General features: G+C 73.3%; 19 protein-coding genes and 1 riboswitch. Of the genes, 18 read left to right on the top strand and 1 reads right to left on the bottom strand.

The genetic code is table 11. The annotated features are described in order from the left end of the window. Positions 1-93: 93 nt before the first annotated feature. The 17 genes from rpe (at position 94) to pheT (ending at position 15,788) form a co-directional block, all read left to right on the top strand. Positions 94-774, top strand: a complete 681-nt coding sequence (gene rpe / locus ACLQ2X_RS06735; protein ID WP_425680085.1) for a ribulose-phosphate 3-epimerase — start codon at positions 94-96, stop codon at positions 772-774. Between the two features lies 1 nt (position 775). Next, positions 776-1,732 (top strand): GGDEF domain-containing response regulator, encoded by a 957-nt coding sequence (locus ACLQ2X_RS06730; protein ID WP_425680084.1) that lies wholly within the window; start codon positions 776-778, stop codon positions 1,730-1,732. A gap of 75 nt (positions 1,733-1,807) precedes the next feature. Further along, positions 1,808-1,980, top strand: a riboswitch (FMN riboswitch). Between the two features lie 166 nt (positions 1,981-2,146). Then, complete coding sequence (gene ribD, locus ACLQ2X_RS06725; RefSeq protein WP_425680083.1) at positions 2,147-3,208, top strand: bifunctional diaminohydroxyphosphoribosylaminopyrimidine deaminase/5-amino-6-(5-phosphoribosylamino)uracil reductase RibD; 1,062 nt, start codon at positions 2,147-2,149, stop codon at positions 3,206-3,208. A gap of 3 nt (positions 3,209-3,211) precedes the next feature. Further along, positions 3,212-3,823, top strand: coding sequence for a riboflavin synthase (locus tag ACLQ2X_RS06720; protein ID WP_425680082.1), 612 nt, complete (start codon positions 3,212-3,214; stop codon positions 3,821-3,823). Further along, positions 3,823-4,515 (top strand): nicotinamide riboside transporter PnuC, encoded by a 693-nt coding sequence (pnuC, locus tag ACLQ2X_RS06715; protein WP_425680390.1) that lies wholly within the window; start codon positions 3,823-3,825, stop codon positions 4,513-4,515. The genes ACLQ2X_RS06720 and pnuC overlap by 1 nt, the downstream gene beginning before the upstream one ends. Continuing rightward, positions 4,512-5,777, top strand: coding sequence for a bifunctional 3,4-dihydroxy-2-butanone-4-phosphate synthase/GTP cyclohydrolase II (locus ACLQ2X_RS06710; protein WP_425680081.1), 1,266 nt, complete (start codon positions 4,512-4,514; stop codon positions 5,775-5,777). The genes pnuC and ACLQ2X_RS06710 overlap by 4 nt, the downstream gene beginning before the upstream one ends. A 4-nt stretch (positions 5,778-5,781) precedes the next feature. Further along, the gene (ribH, locus tag ACLQ2X_RS06705; RefSeq protein ID WP_425680080.1) at positions 5,782-6,279 is read left to right on the top strand and encodes a 6,7-dimethyl-8-ribityllumazine synthase; all 498 of its coding nucleotides are present in this window, start codon (positions 5,782-5,784) and stop codon (positions 6,277-6,279) included. Positions 6,280-6,858: 579 nt separating this feature from the next. After that, positions 6,859-7,122, top strand: coding sequence for a phosphoribosyl-ATP diphosphatase (locus ACLQ2X_RS06700; protein WP_043324932.1), 264 nt, complete (start codon positions 6,859-6,861; stop codon positions 7,120-7,122). 43 nt (positions 7,123-7,165) lie between these two features. Further along, positions 7,166-8,011: an ATP phosphoribosyltransferase gene (gene hisG / locus ACLQ2X_RS06695; RefSeq protein WP_425680079.1), complete on the top strand. Its 846-nt coding sequence runs from the start codon at positions 7,166-7,168 to the stop codon at positions 8,009-8,011. Beyond that, positions 8,008-8,970, top strand: coding sequence for a DMT family transporter (locus ACLQ2X_RS06690; protein WP_425680078.1), 963 nt, complete (start codon positions 8,008-8,010; stop codon positions 8,968-8,970). The genes hisG and ACLQ2X_RS06690 overlap by 4 nt, the downstream gene beginning before the upstream one ends. After that, positions 8,967-9,440 carry a PH domain-containing protein gene (locus ACLQ2X_RS06685; RefSeq protein WP_425680077.1) on the top strand — a complete coding sequence of 158 codons (474 nt, stop codon included), beginning with the start codon at positions 8,967-8,969 and terminating at the stop codon, positions 9,438-9,440. The genes ACLQ2X_RS06690 and ACLQ2X_RS06685 overlap by 4 nt, the downstream gene beginning before the upstream one ends. Positions 9,441-9,765: 325 nt before the next feature. Beyond that, on the top strand, positions 9,766-10,416 hold the full coding sequence (gene infC / locus ACLQ2X_RS06680; protein ID WP_425680076.1) for a translation initiation factor IF-3: 651 nt from the start codon (positions 9,766-9,768) through the stop codon (positions 10,414-10,416). Positions 10,417-10,435: 19 nt separating this feature from the next. Then, entirely contained in the window at positions 10,436-10,630 is a 195-nt protein-coding gene (rpmI, locus tag ACLQ2X_RS06675; protein ID WP_425680075.1) for a 50S ribosomal protein L35, read from the top strand. Positions 10,631-10,662: 32 nt separating this feature from the next. After that, positions 10,663-11,055 (top strand): 50S ribosomal protein L20, encoded by a 393-nt coding sequence (gene rplT / locus ACLQ2X_RS06670; protein WP_354866882.1) that lies wholly within the window; start codon positions 10,663-10,665, stop codon positions 11,053-11,055. A gap of 31 nt (positions 11,056-11,086) precedes the next feature. Beyond that, positions 11,087-11,986 carry a TrmH family RNA methyltransferase gene (locus tag ACLQ2X_RS06665; protein WP_425680074.1) on the top strand — a complete coding sequence of 300 codons (900 nt, stop codon included), beginning with the start codon at positions 11,087-11,089 and terminating at the stop codon, positions 11,984-11,986. A 167-nt stretch (positions 11,987-12,153) separates the two neighbouring features. Then, positions 12,154-13,215, top strand: coding sequence for a phenylalanine--tRNA ligase subunit alpha (pheS, locus tag ACLQ2X_RS06660; RefSeq protein WP_425680073.1), 1,062 nt, complete (start codon positions 12,154-12,156; stop codon positions 13,213-13,215). Positions 13,216-13,241: 26 nt separating this feature from the next. Continuing rightward, positions 13,242-15,788 (top strand): phenylalanine--tRNA ligase subunit beta, encoded by a 2,547-nt coding sequence (pheT, locus tag ACLQ2X_RS06655; RefSeq protein WP_425680072.1) that lies wholly within the window; start codon positions 13,242-13,244, stop codon positions 15,786-15,788. A gap of 72 nt (positions 15,789-15,860) precedes the next feature. Here the strand turns inward: pheT and ACLQ2X_RS06650 are convergent, their stop codons facing one another. After that, positions 15,861-16,772 (bottom strand): LuxR C-terminal-related transcriptional regulator, encoded by a 912-nt coding sequence (locus tag ACLQ2X_RS06650; protein WP_425680389.1) that lies wholly within the window; start codon positions 16,770-16,772, stop codon positions 15,861-15,863. A 397-nt stretch (positions 16,773-17,169) separates the two neighbouring features. On the opposite strand from ACLQ2X_RS06650, the gene ACLQ2X_RS06645 reads away from it, so the two are divergent. Further along, positions 17,170-17,430 (top strand): hypothetical protein, encoded by a 261-nt coding sequence (locus ACLQ2X_RS06645; protein ID WP_425680071.1) that lies wholly within the window; start codon positions 17,170-17,172, stop codon positions 17,428-17,430. Positions 17,431-17,453: the final 23 nt, after the last annotated feature.

Below are 17,453 nucleotides of genomic sequence, written 5' to 3'. Positions count from 1 at the left end.
CGCTTTTGCACCGCGGGTGATGGTCGGGTGACGTTCTGTCGCGCGGGGTGACGTGCCGCCACCGTCGGGCCGCCGCGTTCGTACACTGGCCGGGTGACCGTACCGCCGCTGATCGTCGCGCCCAGCATCCTGGCCGCCGATTTCGCCCGCCTCGCCGACGAGGTCCGTGCCGTGGAGTCCGCCGCCGACTGGCTGCACGTGGACGTCATGGACAACCACTTCGTGCCCAACCTGACCATCGGCCTGCCGGTGGTGCAGAGCCTGCTGGCCGCCACCGACCTCCCGTTCGACGTGCACCTCATGATCACCGACCCGCGCCGTTGGGCACCCGGCTACGCCGACGCCGGGGCGTACAACGTGACGTTCCACGCCGAGGCGTGCGACGACCCGGTGGCCCTGGCCAAGGACCTGCGTTCGGCAGGTGCCAAGGCAGGGCTGGCCATCGACCGGGACACGCCGATCGAGCCGTACCTGGACCTGCTGCCCAGCTTCGACACGCTGCTGATCATGACGATCAAGGCCGGTTTCGGTGGCCAGCGCTTCCTCCCGCAACTGCTGGACAAGGTGCGCGCCGCGCGCCGGCACGTCGACAGCGGGCACCTGGAACTGCGCATCGAGGTCGACGGCGGCATCGCCGCGGACACCATCGAGCAGGCCGCCGCGGCCGGCGCCGACGCGTTCGTCGCCGGCACCGCCGTCTACGGCGCCGACGATCCCGCGCAGGCGGTACGCCGCCTGCGCGGGCTGGCGGAACGTGCGATGACCGGGGCCTGAGGTGGACCCGGCCGGTGAGCGCCCCGACGTCATCCTGGTCGTCGACGACGACGAGGACATCGCCCGGTTCGTGGAGTTCAACCTGCGCCTGCACGGCTTCGAGGTGCTGCACGCCGCCGACGGCCAGGAGGCGCTGGAGGTCATCGAGCGGCAGCGGCCCGACCTGGCCGTGGTCGACCTCATGATGCCCCGCGTGGACGGCCTGGAGCTGACCCGCCGGCTGCGCGCCGACCCGATGACCTCCGCCCTGCCGGTGATCATGCTGACCGCCAAGGGGATGACCCAGGACAAGGTCAACGGGTTGAGCGTCGGCGCCGACGACTATCTGGTCAAGCCGTTCGACACCCTGGAACTGGTGGCCCGGGTCAGCTCCACGCTGCGCCGCAACAAGGAGTTCCGGGAGGTCTCGCCGCTGACCGGGCTGCCCGGCAACAGCCGGATCCGGCGGGAGATCAGCGACCGGGTGCGCAACGGCGTCGACTACGCCGTCGGCTACATCGACATCGATCGGTTCAAGAGCGTCAACGACAGGTACGGCTTCGTGCGCGGCGACGAGTTCATCTCGGCCCTGGCCCGCAGCCTGCACCGGGCGGTGGTGGCGATCGGGCTGCCGCCGGCCTTCCTCGGTCACGTCGGTGGCGACGACTTCGTCGTCGTCTGCGCCCCGAACCAGGTCCGGCCGCTGACCAGCCGGGCCGTGGTGGACTTCGAGAAGGCCGCCGACGCGCTCTACGACGCCACCGACCGGGAACGCGGTTTCGTCGAGTTGAAGGACAGGCGCGGCAACATCCGCCGGGCCGCCCTGGTCACGCTCTCCATCGGGGTGTCGCTGTCCGACAGCGGCAAGCGGTTCACCGACCCGCTGGAGGCGATCGCGGTGGCCTCGGAGATGAAGACGGTGGCCAAGAGCCAACCGGGCTCGTACGTGGCGGTGGACCGCCGCCGGGGCGTGACCTGACCGGCGGTCTGTGAGGTAGATCGCCTCTGTTGCGCGCGCCCCGCCGCAACGTGTAAGACTTCCGAGGTACCCACCACGCGCTGGCGGGGCTCGGTGAAATTCCGAACCGGCGGTGATCCACGGCCCGACCGTGGTAAGCCCGCGACCCGGACGGCTTCGGCCGGACGGTGGACCTGGTGAGAATCCGGGGCCGACGGTTGGGGTGCGGCTCGTCCGCCCCCAGACAGTCCGGATGGGAGACAGCGCGCGGAACGGGGGAGGCCCCTGCGGGCGCTGAGCACCCTCAGCCGCCGCGTGGGCTCCTCGGGGTCGGCGTCGCCGTCCCCGGGATCTCCGTCGCCGCGTGCCCGCGGCCCTCCGTGCCGCTTACCTCCCACACCGCCCGCGCGTCACCGGCGAGCGGGAGGGCAGGCGATGGCGAGTGTCTCCGTCGACGAGGCGATGCGTCGTGCCGTCGAGTTGGCCGCCGGCGGCCTCGGCGCCACCAGCCCCAACCCCCTCGTCGGCTGCGTGCTGCTCGACGCCGACGGCGAGGTCGTCGGCGAGGGCTTCCACGCCTACGCCGGTGGTCCGCACGCCGAGATCGTCGCGCTGGCCCAGGCCGGCACGCGCGCCCGCGGCGGCACCGCGGTGGTCACCCTGGAACCCTGCGACCACACCGGCCGCACCGGCCCCTGCAGCCACGCCCTGATCTCGGCCGGCGTGGCGCACGTGGTGGTCGCCGTCCCGGACCCCAACCCGGTGGCCTCCGGCGGCGCGGCCACCCTGCGCGCCGCCGGGGTGCGGGTCACCCTCGGGGTACGCGCGCAGGAGGCCGAGGCCGGCAACGTCGCCTGGCTCACCTCGATGCGCCGCGGCTGGCCGTACGTGACCTGGAAGTACGCGGCCACGCTCGACGGGCGGTCCGCCGCCGCCGACGGCAGCAGCATGTGGATCACCTCGGAGGCGGCCCGGAGCGACGTGCACGCGCTGCGCGGCACCGTCGACGCGGTCCTCGCCGGGGTCGGCACCGTGCTCACCGACGACCCCCGCCTCACCGCCCGCAACCTGCGCGACGGCACCATGGCCATCCGGCAGCCGCTGCGGGTGGTGGTGGACAGCTCGGGGCGTACCCCGGTCGACGCCCGGGTCCGCGACGGCGCGGCGCGGACGTGGGTGGCCACCGCGGCGGAGGTCGGCGCCGACCCGGACGGTCGGGTCGACCTGCCGGCGCTGCTCGCCGAACTGCATCACCGGGGCGTACGGGCCGCGCTGCTGGAGGGCGGCCCGACGCTGGCCGGCGCGTTCCTCGCCGCCGGCCTGGTCGACCGGGTCGTCGGGTACGTTGCGCCGAAGCTGCTCGGCGCCGGCACCACCGCGTTGCGCGACGCCGGTGTGCGCACCATCGCCGACGCCATCGACCTGGAGATCACCGACGTTACGCAGGTCGGCCCCGACCTGCGGATCACCGCGCTGCCCCGGAAGAGGGAGGCCTGAACCATGTTCACCGGCATCGTCGAGGAACTGGGCGAGATGGTCAGCAGTACCGCAACCGCCGACGACTCGGCCCTGGTCGCCATTCGCGGCCCGCTCGTCACCTCGGACGCCCGGCACGGCGACTCCATCGCGGTCAACGGCGTCTGCCTGACCGTGGTGGACGTCGACGGCGGCGTGTTCACCGCCGACGTGATGGGTGAGACGCTGCGCCGCACGGCGCTCGGCACGCTGCGCCCCGGCGACCCGGTCAACCTGGAGCGCGCCGCCGCGCTGGACAGCCGGCTCGGCGGGCACCTGGTGCAGGGGCACGTCGACGGGGTCGGCGAGGTCGTGGCCCGGGAACCGGCGCAGCGGTGGGAGACGGTCCGGTTCCGGCTGCCGGCCGGGCTGGCCCGGTACGTGGTGGAGAAGGGCTCGATCACCGTGGACGGGGTGTCGCTGACGGTGGCCGAGGCCGGCGACGACTGGTTCTCCGTCGGGCTGATCCCGACCACGCTGTCGCTCACCACGCTCGGCGCCAGGAAACCCGGCGACCCGGTCAACCTCGAGGTGGACGTGCTGGCCAAGTACGTCGAGCGGCTGCTCGGCGACCGCAGTGCCGGAGGCGTCAGGTGATGGGGCCGCTCGGTTGGCTGCTCGACGCCCAGGTGCAGGTGGCCGGCTCGGCGGTGCTGGTCCGGGAGATCGTCGGTAACGGCTTCGGGCTCGCCTCGGCGCTGTTCGGCCTGCGCCGGGTGGTGTGGGCGTGGCCGGTCGGCATGATCGGCAACGCGCTGCTGTTCACGGTGTTCCTCGGCGGCGTCTTCGTCACCCCGCAGGCGCACGACCTCTACGGCCAGGCCGGCCGGCAGGTCTTCTTCTTCTCGGTCAGCGTGTACGGCTGGTGGCGCTGGTCACGCAACCGCCAAGCGGGCGACGGCGACGAGCCGGCCGTGGTGCCCCGCTGGGCCACCTGGCGGGAACGGCTCGGCCTGCTCGTGGCCGCGGCCGTCGGCACCGCCGCCGCGTACCCGGTGCTCGCGGCGCTCGGCTCCTGGGGCCCGCTGCCGGACGCCTGGATCCTGGTCGGCAGCCTGCTCGCCACCTACGGCATGGCACGCGGCTGGGTGGAGTTCTGGTTGATCTGGATCGCCGTCGACGCGGTCGGCGTCCCGCTGCTGCTGCGGGGCGGCTTCTACCCGTCGGCCGCCATGTACCTGTTCTACGGCGCGTTCTGCGTCGCCGGCCTGTACACCTGGTGGCGCACGTCCCGGGCGCCGACCGCGCCCGCCCCGATCCCCGCGACGTATCCGGAGGTTGTGGCATGACCACGTTCGGTTCGATCGAACAGGCGGTGGCGGACATCGCCGCCGGACGACCCGTGGTGGTGGTCGACGACGAGGACCGGGAGAACGAGGGCGACCTGATCTTCGCGGCCGAGCTGGCCACCCCGGAGCTCGTCGCGTTCATGGTCCGGCACACCTCCGGCTACATCTGCGTGCCGCTGACCGAGGACGAGTGCGACCGGTTGGACCTGCCGCCGATGCACCACACCAACCAGGACCGGCGGGGCACCGCGTACACGGTGACCGTGGACGCCCGGGAGGGGGTCAGCACCGGCATCTCGGCCGCCGACCGGTCGCACACCATCCGGTTGCTCGCCGACGCCGGCACCGACCCGACCGACCTGGCCCGCCCCGGTCACGTGGTGCCACTGCGTGCCCGCGCCGGCGGGGTGCTGCGCCGTCCCGGGCACACCGAGGCGGCGGTGGACCTGACCCGGATGGCCGGGCTGCGTCCGGCCGGGGTGCTCTGCGAGCTGGTCAACGACGACGGCACCATGATGCGCCTGCCTGACCTGGAGAAGTTCTGCGCTGAGCACGGGCTGACCCTGGTCACCATCGCCGACCTGATCGCGCACCGGCGGCGTACCGAGAAGCAGGTCGAGCTGGCCGCCGAGGCGCGGATGCCGACGCCGTACGGCGTGTTCCGGGCGTTGGGTTACCGCGCCGAGCACGACCCGGCCGAGCACGTCGCACTTGTCATCGGTGACCTCGGCGACGGGCAGGACGTGCTGGTCCGGGTGCACTCGGAGTGCCTCACCGGCGACGTGTTCGGCTCGCTGCGCTGCGACTGCGGACCGCAGTTGCAGGCCGCGCTGGCCCGGGTCGCCGTGGAGGGGCGCGGCGTGGTCCTCTACGTGCGCGGGCACGAGGGCCGCGGCATCGGCCTGCTGCACAAGCTGCAGGCGTACCAGCTCCAGGACCAGGGTCGCGACACCGTGGACGCGAACCTGGACCTGGGACTGCCGGCCGACGCCCGCGACTACGGCACCGGCGCGCAGATCCTCTACGACCTCGGCGTCCGCTCGATGCGGCTGCTGACCAACAACCCGGCCAAGCGGGCCGGCCTGGAGGGGTACGGCCTGACCGTGACCGGCCGGGAGGGCCTGCCGGTGCGGTCCAACCCGGAGAACGTGCGCTACCTGCGTACCAAGCGGGACCGGATGGGTCACCTGTTGGACGGACTGGACGAGGTGACCGAGGCGCCGATGGGCCGCCCGGTCGCCGGTGACGAGATCGGAGCGTAGGGCGATGGCGGGTTTCGGGGAGCCGGGCGTGAGCGCGGTGGACGCGGCCGGGATGACCGTCGGCGTGGTGGCCGCCCGGTGGCACGGCGAGCTGACCGACCACATGACCGAGCGTGCGGTGGCCGCCGCCCAGGCGTGCGGCGCGCGGGCGGTGGTGGCCCGGGTGGCCGGTTCGGTGGAGCTGCCGGTGGTGGCCCAGGCGATGGCCCGCCGCTACGACGTCGTCGTCGCGCTCGGCGTGGTGGTCCGCGGCGCGACCGCGCACTTCGACTACGTCTGCCAGTCGGTCACCGAGGGCCTGACCCGGGTGGCGCTGGACGAGGGCAAGCCGGTGGCGCACGGGGTGCTCACGGTGGACACCATCGAGCAGGCCCGGGACCGGGCCGGTCTGCCCGGCTCGGCCGAGGACAAGGGCTGGTCGGCGACCGTCGCGGCGCTGGACGCCGCCCTGGCCGTCCGCGCCCTGGCCGCCCAGTCCGCCGACCGCGTCGGCTTCGCCTGATCCCACCGGCCGCGTCGCATCCCGGTCGCGGCGCTCCCCACCGGCGGAGGAACACCTGTTCCCACACTGCCTTTCGAGCTGATATCACCAGCGACTCAGCGCCCCCGACCCCGGTTCCCACCGCACCCCGATGCCCCAGCCCGGCGGGTCATGCTCCGGCGGACCGCGGTTTCCCGCCCAGCCCGTCATGCTCCGGCCTCGTTTCCCCCTCTGGCCGTGGTGCCTTCGGATCCCGGCCGTGGTGCCTTCGGATCCCGGCCGTGGTGCCGTCGGATCGGGCCGTGGTGTCTACGGATCCGGCCGTGGTGCCGTCGGATCCGGCCGTGGTGTCTCGTGACATGGCCGCGCCGCCGCCCTGCCCGGCCCCGGCACCTCCAGCGCAGGGCAGGGTGAGTCGTTGCTGATATCAGCTCGAAAGGCGGCCATGGAGATGGTCTTCGGCTGGGCGTAGGCCCCACGTCGGGAGTGCCGCGCGTCGCGGTCGCGCGGTGCCCACCCGGCGGCCACGGCGGTCATGGAGTGGACGGGGGCCCACCCGCCGCGACGGGTCACCGGGTGCGGCTGGAAGAATTGCCTTCCGTGAAGACGTTCGAGGAGTTGTTCGCCGAGCTGCAGGCCAAGGCCGCCGCCGGCACCCCGGGCTCGGGCACGGTCGACGCGCTCGCCAAGGGCGTGCACTTCATCGGCAAGAAGGTCGTCGAGGAGGCGGCCGAGTCGTGGATGGCGGCCGAGCACGAGGGTCCGGAGCGGGCGGCCGAGGAGATCTCCCAGCTGCTCTACCAGGCGCAGGTGCTGATGCTGGCCACCGGCCTGGAACTGAAGGACGTCTACCGACATCTGTGAGTGCCCGTCCGCTGATCATCCGATCGAACGAAGGAGCACTCCCATGCTGCGTGTCGCCGTACCCAACAAGGGCACCCTGGCCGATTCGGCCGCCGGGATGCTGCGCGAGGCGGGCTACCGCCAGCGCACCGACCCGAAGGACCTGGTCTGCCGCGACGAACAGAACGACATCGAGTTCTTCTACCTGCGGCCCAAGGACATCGCCACCTACGTCGGCTCCGGTGACCTGGATGTCGGCATCACCGGCCGTGACCTGCTGATCGACTCCGGGGCGCCGGCCGAGGAGGTGCTCGACCTCAACTTCGGGCGGGCCACGTTCCGGTTCGCCGCCCGGCCCGACGACGTCGCCTCCGTCCAGCAGCTCGGCGGGCACCGCATCGCCACCGCGTACCCGGGTCTGGTCCGGCGGCACCTCGTCGAGCTGGGTGTGGAGGCCGACGTGATCCGCCTGGACGGCGCGGTGGAGAACGCCATCCGCCTCGGCGTGGCCGACGTGGTCGCCGACGTGGTGGAGACCGGCGCCACGCTGCGCCAGGCCGGCCTGGTGGTCTTCGGCGAACCGCTGCTGCGCTCCTCGGCGGTGCTGGTGCGCCGGGCCGGCGCACCCGGCGGCGGCCAGCAGGAGCAGTTGATGCGGCGGCTGCACGGCGTGCTCGTCGCCCGCCGCTACGTGATGCTCGCCTACGACGTGCCGGCCGGCCTGCTCGACCAGGCCAGCTCGCTGACCCCGGGCATCGAGTCGCCGACGGTCTCGCCGCTGCACCGGGAGGGCTGGGTCGCGGTGCAGGCGATGGTGCTCCGCGACGACGTGCACCGGATCATGGACGAGCTGTACGAGCTGGGCGCCCGCGCGATCCTGGTCACCAACATCCACGCCTGTCGGCTGTGAGGCCGCTGCCGCTCCCGGCCGCGCTGGCCGTGGTCGTGCTGGGCGGCGTGGCCTCGGCAGCGCAGGGCGCGGTCAACGCCGAGCTGGGGGAGCGCACCGGCGATCCGGTCCTCGGCTCGGTGGTCAACAACCTGGGTGGCTGCCTGCTGGTGCTTGTCGGCCTGGCGGTGGTCCCGTCGATGCGCGCCGGGTTGGCCGGGCTGCGCCGCTGCGGCCTGCCCTGGTGGGCCTACCTGGGCGGGGTGGGCGGCGCGGTGATCGTGCTGGTCGCGCCGGTGGTGGTGCCGGTGCTCGGGGTGGCGGTGTTCACCATCGCCCAGGTGGGCGGCGGCAGCCTCGGCGGCCTCGCGGTGGACCGGGCCGGGCTGGCCGCCACCGGGCGGCCGCCGCTGACCCTGCCCCGGGTCGGCGGCGCGGTGCTCGGCGTGGGTGCGGTGGCCCTGGCGCAGCTCGGTCGCCCGGTCGGTGACCTGGCGCTCGGCCTGGTCCTGCTCGGCGTGGTGGGCGGGCTGGCGGTGGCCGGGCAGTCGGCGCTCAACGGCCGGGTAGCCGCGTCGGTCGGGCCGGCCGCCGGTCTCGCGGTCAACTTCGCGGTCAGTACGGCGGTGATCGGCGCGGTGGCGCTGTCGGTCGGCGCGCTGGCGGGACAGCCGCGCTGGCCGACGCAGTGGTGGCTGTACGTCGGCGGCCTGTTCGGTGTCGGGATCGTGCTCGCCCTGCTGGTCGGCGTGCGCGCGGCCGGGGTGCTGCGGACCGGGCTGGCGCTGGTGGCCGGACAGCTCGGCGGCGCGCTGCTGCTGGACCTGGCCCTGCCCGGCGGCCCGGGTGTCCGGCTGCCGGTGCTGGCCGGCGCCCTGCTCACGCTGCTGGCCGTGGTGGTGACCGGGTTGTCCCGACGCGGCCCGGTCCGTGTGGCGGCCGAAGGCGACTCCGCGCCGGATGGCAGACTGGTCGGGTGAGCGATTCCGTGGTGACCGTCCGGCCCCGCCGTATCCGGGTCGTCTGCTGGGCGTCGGCCGTCGCGCTGGTGGTGGTGTTCAGCCTCGTCGCGACGTCGCTTACCGGTGCCACCGGCAACGGCTACGGCACGTTCCAGCGCGGGGACCAGTTCGCCATGATCGGCCTGGGTGTCTTCGGCGCGCTCGGCTTCCTGCTGTTCACCCGGCCGCGGGTGATCGCCGACGCCAGGGGCGTGCGGGTGCGCAACGTGCTCGGCTCGTACGAGCTGCCCTGGGAGGTGATCCGCGGGGTCCGGTTCGACCGGGGCGCCCCGTGGGCCAGCCTGGAGCTGCACGACGACGACCTGCTGCCGATGGTCGCGTTGCAGGCGGCCGACAAGGACAGCGCGGTCGAGGCGGTCCGCGCGTTGCGCCGCCTGCACCAGGCGCACCTGGCGGCGCTGGCCGCCGGCCAGTCGGCACCGCGCTGACCAGCGGGCCCGGTTTGGGTGGCCCTGGGCCGGGGGTGTAGTGTTGCCGAGTCGACCAGACCGCCCCCGTCGCTGACGTGCGGGCGGTCGCGAAGTGGAGCGCCCGCTCCCACCCGAGTCGCCGCCAAGGTGGCCGGGTCCGGTCCCCGGTTTCGGGCACGCCCCGATGCCGGATGCGCGATCCTGTGATCGTGCCGACCGGTCGAGTGGGCCCTGGCATGCGCCAGGGCCTTCTGCTTTCCGGGTCGGCTCCCACCCGGGAGCCCGCGGAGTCGGCACCGTAGGAGACTCGACTCGAGGAGGCCCCATCAGCGTCGAACCACGCGTGAACGAGCAGATCCGGGCACGTGAGGTCCGACTGGTCGGTCCTGAGGGTGAGCAGGTGGGCATCGTCCCGCTGGAGCGCGCCCTGCAGCTGGCCGCGGACGTCGACCTGGACCTGGTCGAGGTTGCGCCGATGGCGCGCCCGCCGGTGTGCAAGCTCATGGACTTCGGCAAGTTCAAGTACGAGAGCGCACTGAAGGCGCGCGAAGCGCGGCGTAACCAGCAGCAGACCGTCATCAAGGAGATGAAGCTCCGGCCGAAGATCGACCCGCACGACTACGAGACCAAGAAGGGTCACGTGGTGCGGTTCCTCAAGGCCGGCGACAAGGTCAAGGTGACGATCATGTTCCGCGGTCGGGAGCAGAGCCGCCCGGAGCTGGGTTACCGGCTCCTGCGCCGGCTCGAGTCCGAGATCACGGACCTGGGATACGTCGAGGCCGCGCCGAAGCAGGACGGTCGAAACATGATCATGGTTCTCGCTCCGCACCGGGCCGTCAAGGCCTCCGCGGTCGCCGCCACGGCGTCCCGCGGTGGACCGCGCGACCGAGCTGCGGAAGAGTCGGCCGCCCCGGCGACCGACGGGACCCCGGCGGCCGGCGAGACCGCAGCAGCCGGTGACACCGGCACGACCGCTGACACCAGCGGCCAGTAACAGGGGAGAGGCGTTCCACATGCCGAAGATGAAGAGCCACACGGGTATGGGCAAGCGGGTCAAGGTGACCGGCAAGGGCAAGATCGTCGCCGAGCAGGCCGGCAAGCGCCACCTGCTGGAGGGCAAGTCGTCCACCCGCACCCGTCGGCTTACCGGCACCGTCGAGGTCGCCAAGGCCGACACCAAGCGCATCAAGAAGATGCTCGGCCGCTGACGCGCGCCACCTGAACCGAAGAAGGAGTTGAGATGGCACGCGTCAAGCGGGCTGTGAACGCCCAGAAGAAGCGTCGTACCCTGCTGGAGACCGCGAGTGGCTACCGCGGTCAGCGCTCCCGGCTCTACCGCAAGGCCAAGGAGCAGGTGCTGCACTCGATGCAGTACGCCTACCGGGACCGTCGCGACCGCAAGGGCGACTTCCGGCAGCTCTGGATCCAGCGGATCAACGCCGGCGCCCGGGCCAACGGCCTGACCTACAACCGGCTGATCCAGGGCATGCGCCTGGCCGGCATCGAGGTCGACCGCAAGATCCTGGCCGACATGGCCGTCAACGACGCCGCCGCGTTCGCGGCGATCGTCGAGCTGGCCCGCGCCGCCGTGGCGGCCGAGGGCACCGGTGGCGCCGCGGCCCAGGCCGCCTGACCCACCCGTACGGCAGATCGAGGCGTCTCCCATGCAGTCACCGTCGCAGGGGAGACGCCTCGACGCCGTCTCCGGCCCGTTCACCCCGCGTACCCCGAGGGTCGCGGCGGCCCGCCGGCTGCACCGCCGCCGCGACCGCGAGCAGACCGGCCGGTTCCTGGCCGAGGGGCCGCAGGCGGTCCGGGAGGCGCTGGCCCGCCCCGGCACGGTGGTCGAGCTGTTCGGCACCCCGGCGACGCTGGACCGGTACGTCGACCTGGCCGCCGCCGCGGCCCGCACCGACGTGCCGGTCTCCGAGGTCACCGACGACGCACTGGCCGCGCTCACCGAGACCGTGACCCCGCAGGGCCTGGTGGCGGTCTGCCAGCACCTCGACGTACCCCTGGACCAGGCCGTGGCGCGCGGGCCGCACCTGGTCGCCGTGCTCGCCGGGATTCGTGACCCGGGCAACGCCGGCACCGTGCTGCGCACCGCCGACGCGGCCGGCGCGGGCGTGGTGGTGTTCGCCGGGGAAGCCGTCGACCCCTACAACGGCAAGTGTGTACGCGCCTCCGCCGGCAGCCTGTTCCACGTCGACGTGGTGCGCGCCGCCGACCCGCTCGCGGCCGTCGAGGCGCTGCGGGCCGCCGGCCTGGCGATCCTCGCCACCACCGGGTACGGCGACAGCGACCTGGACGACCTCGCCGACGCCGGCCGGCTGGACACGCCCACCGCCTGGCTGTTCGGCTCGGAGGCACACGGCCTGCCCGACGAGCTGACCGCCGCCGCCGACGCGCGGGTCCGGGTGCCGCTGCACGGGCGAGCCGAGAGCCTGAACCTGGCTGCGGCGGCGGCCGTCTGCCTGTATTCTTCCGCCAGAGCACTGCGTGGCCCCCGGGGCGCGCGGAACACGGCCACGAACGACACAGCAGGGGAGTCCACCTCGTCATGAACGCGTCACGGCGTTCGTTTAGCCAGCCCGCCGGTGTCGGCGGGCGGCGGGCCTGACCCTTCCCCCTGCACGACTCCCACCGGCGGGCTGCGGCGAAGCCGCGCGTCCGTAGACTCGCCTAGCCGCCCGCGAGGGCCGGCGCCGCCGTGAGGGAGTGCCCGTTCACCATGAGCTACCGCAACGATCCGTACGACCCGAAGCAGGTCGCCCTGCTCGACCCGGGCGCCCTGGCCGGGGCCGTGGCCGACGCCGAGAAGGCGTTCGCCGACGCCGCCGACCCGGACGCGTTGACCGCGCTGCGTTCCGCGCACCTGGGCGACCGGTCCCCGGTGTCCCTGGCCCGCCGGGAGATCGGCGCGTTGCCGCCGGCCGCGAAGTCCGACGCCGGCAAGCGGGTCAACGAGGCCCGCCGCGCCATCGAGGCGGCGTACGCCGCCCGGCAGGAGATCCTGGACCGGGAACGGGCGCAGCGGGTGCTGGTCGAGGAGCGGGTCGACGTGACCCTGCCGTACGACCGCCGCCCGCGTGGGGCCCGCCACCCGCTGAGCGTGCTGACGGAGCAGATCAGTGACCTGTTCATCGGCATGGGCTACGAGGTGGCCGAGGGCCCCGAGGTCGAGTTGGAGTGGACGAACTTCGACGCGCTCAACATTCCGGCCGACCACCCGGCGCGCGGGCTGATGGACACGTTCCACGTCGCACCCGAGGGGTCCGGCCTCGTTCTCCGCACGCACACGTCGCCGGTGCAGGCGCGCACCATGCTCAGCCGCAAGCCGCCGATCTACGTGGTGGTGCCGGGCCGCGTCTACCGCACCGACGAGATGGACGCCACCCACGCGCCCGTCTTCCACCAGGTGGAGGGCCTGGTGGTGGACCGGGGCATCACCATGGCGCACCTGCGCGGCACGCTGGACCACTTCGCCCGGGCCATGTTCGGCGAGGGCGCGAAGACCCGCTGGCGGCCGCACTACTTCCCGTTCACCGAGCCGTCGGCGGAGTTCGACGTGTGGTTCCCGGAGCACCGGGACGGGCCGCGGTGGGTCGAGTGGGGCGGCTGCGGCATGGTCAACCCGCGGGTGCTGCGCGCCTGCGGCATCGACCCGGAGGTCTACTCCGGATTCGCGTTCGGCATGGGCATCGACCGGACCGTGATGTTCCGGCACGGCGTCAGTGACATGCGGGACATGGCCGAGGGCGACGTGCGGTTCACCCGCGCGTTCGGCGCCTGAGCTACGGGAACGGTGGTTTAACAGTCATGCGAGTTTCTGTCAGTTGGCTGCGGGAGTACGTGGACCTGCCGGCCGACCTGCCCACCGGCGACCTGGAGCAGGCGCTGGTCGACCTCGGCATCGAGGTGGAGTCGATCGTGGACCTGCGGGAGACGGTCACCGGTCCACTCGTCGTCGGTGAGGTTCTGGAGATCGAGGAGTTGACCGGCTTCAAGAAGCCGATCCGTTTCTGCCGGGTGGACGTCGGCGCCGCGAACGGCACCGGTGAGCCGCAGGAGATCGTCTGCGGGGCGCGTAACTTCGCCGTGGGCGACCGGGTCGTGGTGATCCTCCCCGGCGGGGTGCTGCCCGGCGGCTTCGCCATCGGTGCGCGCAAGACGTACGGGCGCAACTCCCACGGCATGATCTGTTCGGCGAAGGAGTTGGGTCTGGGCGACGACCACTCGGGCATCATCGTGCTGCCCGGCGACGTCGGGGCCCGGCCGGGTGACGACGCCCGGCCGGTCGTCGGCCTGGACGACGTCGTGGTCGAGATGGAGATCACCCCGGACCGCGGGTACGCGCTCAGCGTCCGCGGTATCGCCCGGGAGCTGTCGCACGCCCTCGGGGTGCCGTTCCGCGACCCGGCCGACGTGCCCGCGCCCGGTGCGACCGCCGAGCCGGCGTACCCGGTGGAGGTCCGCGACCCGGTGGGCTGCGACCGGTTCGCGGCGCGGATGGTGCGCGGCGTCGACCCGGGCGTGCCGACGCCGGAGTGGATGCGGCGGAGGCTGACCGCGGCCGGGGTGCGCAGCATCTCGCTGCCGGTCGACATCACCAACTATCTGATGCTTGAACTCGGCCAGCCGATGCACGCCTTCGACGCCGACCGGATCGCCGGGACGCTCGTGGTGCGGCGCGCCGAGCCGGGGGAGAAGCTGACCACGCTGGACGGGGTGAGCCGTGCCCTGGCCGTCGAGGACCTGGTCATCTGCGACGACACCGGCCCGGTCTCGCTGGCCGCGGTGATGGGCGGCGAGACCAGCGAGGTGCTGGCGACCACCACGAACGTGCTCTTCGAGGCGGCGCACTGGGACCCGGCGACGGTCGGTCGCACCGCCCGCCGGCACAAGTTGTTCAGCGAGGCCGCCAAGCGGTGGGAGCGGGGGGTCGACCCGGCGCTGCCGCTCGTCGCGCTGGAGCGGGCGGTCCGGCTGCTCACCGAGCTGGCCGGCGGCACGGCCGGCGCGGAGGTGCTCGACATCGACCACGTGCGCCCGCGTACGCCGGTGACGCTGCCGGTGGACCTGCCGTCGCGGCGCATCGGGGTGTCCTATCCGCCGCAGCGCGTGGTGGAGCTGCTGGAGCAGGTCGGTTGCGCGGTGACGCGGGGCGTCGACCGGCTCGGCGAGGACCCGGGCGCGGTCGGCACGGCCGCCGGTGCGGTGGAGGCGCTGAGTGTGACGCCGCCGAGCTGGCGGCCCGACCTGACCGACCCGGCCGACCTGGTGGAGGAGGTGGTGCGTCTCGACGGCTACGACCGGGTGCCGTCGGTGCTGCCCACCGCGCCGGCCGGCCGGGGCCTGACCTGGCAGCAGCGGCGCCGCCGGACGGTGGCCCGCTCGCTCGCCGAGCGCGGCTACGTCGAGGTGCTGGCTCCGCCGTTCGTGGCGCCGGAGACGGCCGATCAGCTCGGCCTGCCGGCCGACGACCCGCGCCGGCCCGCGGTGCGGCTGGCCAACCCGCTGTCTGAGGAGGAGCCGCTGCTGCGTACCACGCTGCTCGGCCCGCTGCTCGGCATCGTCAAGCGCAACGTCGGGCGGGGCCAGCGGGACGTGGCGGTCTACGAGATCGGCGCGGTCTTCCATCCGCGTCCGGGTGCCGGTGCCCCGCCGGCGATGGGCGTGGACCGGCGGCCCACCGACGAGGAGTTCGCCGCCGCCGACGCGGTGGTGCCGGCGCAGCCGCGGCACGTGGCGGTGGCGCTCACCGGGGACATCGAACCGGCCGGCTGGTGGGGTGCGGGTCGGGCGGCCGGCTGGGCGGATGCCGTCGAGGCCGGCCGGGCGGTGCTCGACGCCGCCGGCATCCCCGCCGACCGGGTGCGCGTGCGGGCCGGGCAGCGGGCGCCGTGGCACCCGGGGCGCTGCGCCGAGCTGCTGGTGGACGACGTGGTCGTCGGCCACGCGGGTGAGCTGCATCCGGCCGTGGTGGCGACGCTGGAGCTGCCCCGGCGCACCAGCGCCATGGAACTCGACCTGGACGCGCTGCCCGCTGCTCCGGCGGCGGTCGGCCCGACCATCTCCACCTTCCCGCCGGCCCTGATCGACGTGGCGTTGGTGGTGGACGCCTCGGTCCCGGCGGCCGAGGTGCGGGCCGCGCTGGTCGAGGGCGCGGGCGCGTTGCTGGAGGACGTGCGGTTGTTCGACGTGTACACCTCGGAGCAGCTCGGTGCGGGGCGCAAGTCGCTGGCGTACAAGCTGACGTTCCGGGCGCCGGACCGGACCCTGGCGGGTGAGGAGGCGGTGGCCGCGCGGGACGCGGCGGTCGCCCGGGCCGCGGAATGCGTCGGCGCGACCCTGCGGGGGGCCTGACCGGCCCGGTGACCCGAGGTGGTGGGCGACCGGTCGCCGGCTCGCGGCGCCGGTCGCCCACCATCATCGCGGTCAGATCCAGCCGCGTAGAGCCGCTTCCACACCGGCCTGAAAGCGGCTCTCGGCGTCGAGGCGCTTCATGAGGTCGGCGACCGTCCGGCGCACGGTGCGTTCGGACAGGCCGAGCTGGCGGCCGATCGCCTCGTCGGTGCGCCCGTGGCGCAGCAGCCGCAGGATGGCGCTCGCCTGCCTGGTCAGCCCTTCGACGTTGCCGGCCCACCGGGACAGCGGGACGCTCTTCTCCCACAACAGGTCGAACAACAGGCAGAGCGCGGACACCAGGCGGACGCTGCGGATTTCCACGGCCCCCCGCCCGACGTGCGATTCGATCGGCAGGAGAGCGATTCTGCGATCCACAAGCGTCATCCGCACCGGGGCCCCCGGCAGGACCCGGCTCTCCTCCCCGTATTCGGCCATGTCCTGGGCATAGGCGCAGGAGGCGGGGTCCTGAAGAACGGTCTCCTGGTAGATGTGCCGGATGGTCACCCCGCGAGCCAGCGCCATCCGGCTCAGCGCTCCGCCGCTGTCCCTGATCTGCGGTGGAATTGTCGGGCCGCCGGTCAGCATCAGGACGCTCTCGGCGGCGGTGCGGGCGTGCTCGGAGAGCCGGTCCTGCAGCTCGTCGACCCCGTTCAGTCGGACGATCTCCTCCCGTTCGTGGTGGCCCTCCCGGCGGCGGGCCAGGACCGAGGCGCGGGTCGCCTGGATCCGGGCCTGCTCGGCGACCGTCCGCTGCTCCGCCTGGTCGAGCAGGACGAGCAGGCCGAGCTGCGGGTTCACCGCGCGGAGGCTGCCCGGACGGTTCGACGAGGGCAGGATCATCGCGTGGTCGGCCAGCGCGGTGAGGGCGTCGTGGACCGCTGTCTCCGGCATGTCGAGGCCGGTGACGAGGTCGTCGACGTCCCACGTCGGGTTGTCCACCATGGCCCAGTAGACGGCCTCGTCGGTGGCTGACAGCCCTGCCCTCTCGAGCACTTTGCCTCCCCCGGTATTCGATGATCACACTAATGGCCGCGAGGCCGCAGGATGGATAACAGGTTGATATACCTGGCATTAACGTCAGTGATGACAGCCAATTGGACAGGTGCCTCTACGAGGCCAAACTGAGAATGCCTGGTTAATGCGCCGGAGTGCGCGGCGGAACCGGCCACGGCCGGTTCCGCCGGTGTTCGGGGACGTGACGGGACCCGGTGTCAGGGACCACCCTCGTGGCAACACCCGCGACCGGCGGGCGATGCGGAAGGGGCGGCGATGCGGACACGCCGACGATGGGCGACGCCGAGGCGCGAACCCGGACGGCCCGGCTCAGCGGAGGCTTGCCGTGCTGCTCACCCGGCTCGCGCTGCGGCCGCCGGACGATGACCGTGGCCTGTCCGCGGGCGAACTGACGGACCTGCTGTGGCTCAACGCCACCGCGGCTGACGGCATCCGCCACATCCATGCCCGCTCGATCGCCGGGCGGCTGGCCGTCGCGGTCTTCACCGTCGCCTCCGAACAGGCGATCTCCGACTACATCGTGCAGCGCGTCTGCGAACGCGCGATCCGCAGCGTACCGGCGCTGCGCGGCTGGACGGTCACCTGACGGGTGCTCGTCGGACGAACACC

The sequence above is a fragment of the Micromonospora sp. DT31 genome (assembly GCF_049841795.1).
In the GTDB taxonomy this organism is placed as follows: domain Bacteria; phylum Actinomycetota; class Actinomycetes; order Mycobacteriales; family Micromonosporaceae; genus Micromonospora.
This window is presented reverse-complemented; position numbering and strand designations above follow the sequence as displayed.

What these genes read in the sequence shown, in the direction of transcription:
- ribD (WP_425680083.1), top strand. Translation starts at nt 2,147, where the DNA reads ATGGCGAGTGTCTCCGTCGACGAGGCGATGCGTCGTGCCGTCGAGTTG.
- ACLQ2X_RS06720 (WP_425680082.1), top strand. Translation starts at nt 3,212, where the DNA reads ATGTTCACCGGCATCGTCGAGGAACTGGGCGAGATGGTCAGCAGTACC.
- pnuC (WP_425680390.1), top strand. Translation starts at nt 3,823, where the DNA reads ATGGGGCCGCTCGGTTGGCTGCTCGACGCCCAGGTGCAGGTGGCCGGC.
- ACLQ2X_RS06710 (WP_425680081.1), top strand. Translation starts at nt 4,512, where the DNA reads ATGACCACGTTCGGTTCGATCGAACAGGCGGTGGCGGACATCGCCGCC.
- ribH (WP_425680080.1), top strand. Translation starts at nt 5,782, where the DNA reads ATGGCGGGTTTCGGGGAGCCGGGCGTGAGCGCGGTGGACGCGGCCGGG.
- hisG (WP_425680079.1), top strand. Translation starts at nt 7,166, where the DNA reads ATGCTGCGTGTCGCCGTACCCAACAAGGGCACCCTGGCCGATTCGGCC.
- rpmI (WP_425680075.1), top strand. Translation starts at nt 10,436, where the DNA reads ATGCCGAAGATGAAGAGCCACACGGGTATGGGCAAGCGGGTCAAGGTG.
- rplT (WP_354866882.1), top strand. Translation starts at nt 10,663, where the DNA reads ATGGCACGCGTCAAGCGGGCTGTGAACGCCCAGAAGAAGCGTCGTACC.
- ACLQ2X_RS06665 (WP_425680074.1), top strand. Translation starts at nt 11,087, where the DNA reads ATGCAGTCACCGTCGCAGGGGAGACGCCTCGACGCCGTCTCCGGCCCG.
- pheS (WP_425680073.1), top strand. Translation starts at nt 12,154, where the DNA reads ATGAGCTACCGCAACGATCCGTACGACCCGAAGCAGGTCGCCCTGCTC.
- pheT (WP_425680072.1), top strand. Translation starts at nt 13,242, where the DNA reads ATGCGAGTTTCTGTCAGTTGGCTGCGGGAGTACGTGGACCTGCCGGCC.
- ACLQ2X_RS06650 (WP_425680389.1), bottom strand. Translation starts at nt 16,772, where the DNA reads ATGGTGGACAACCCGACGTGGGACGTCGACGACCTCGTCACCGGCCTC.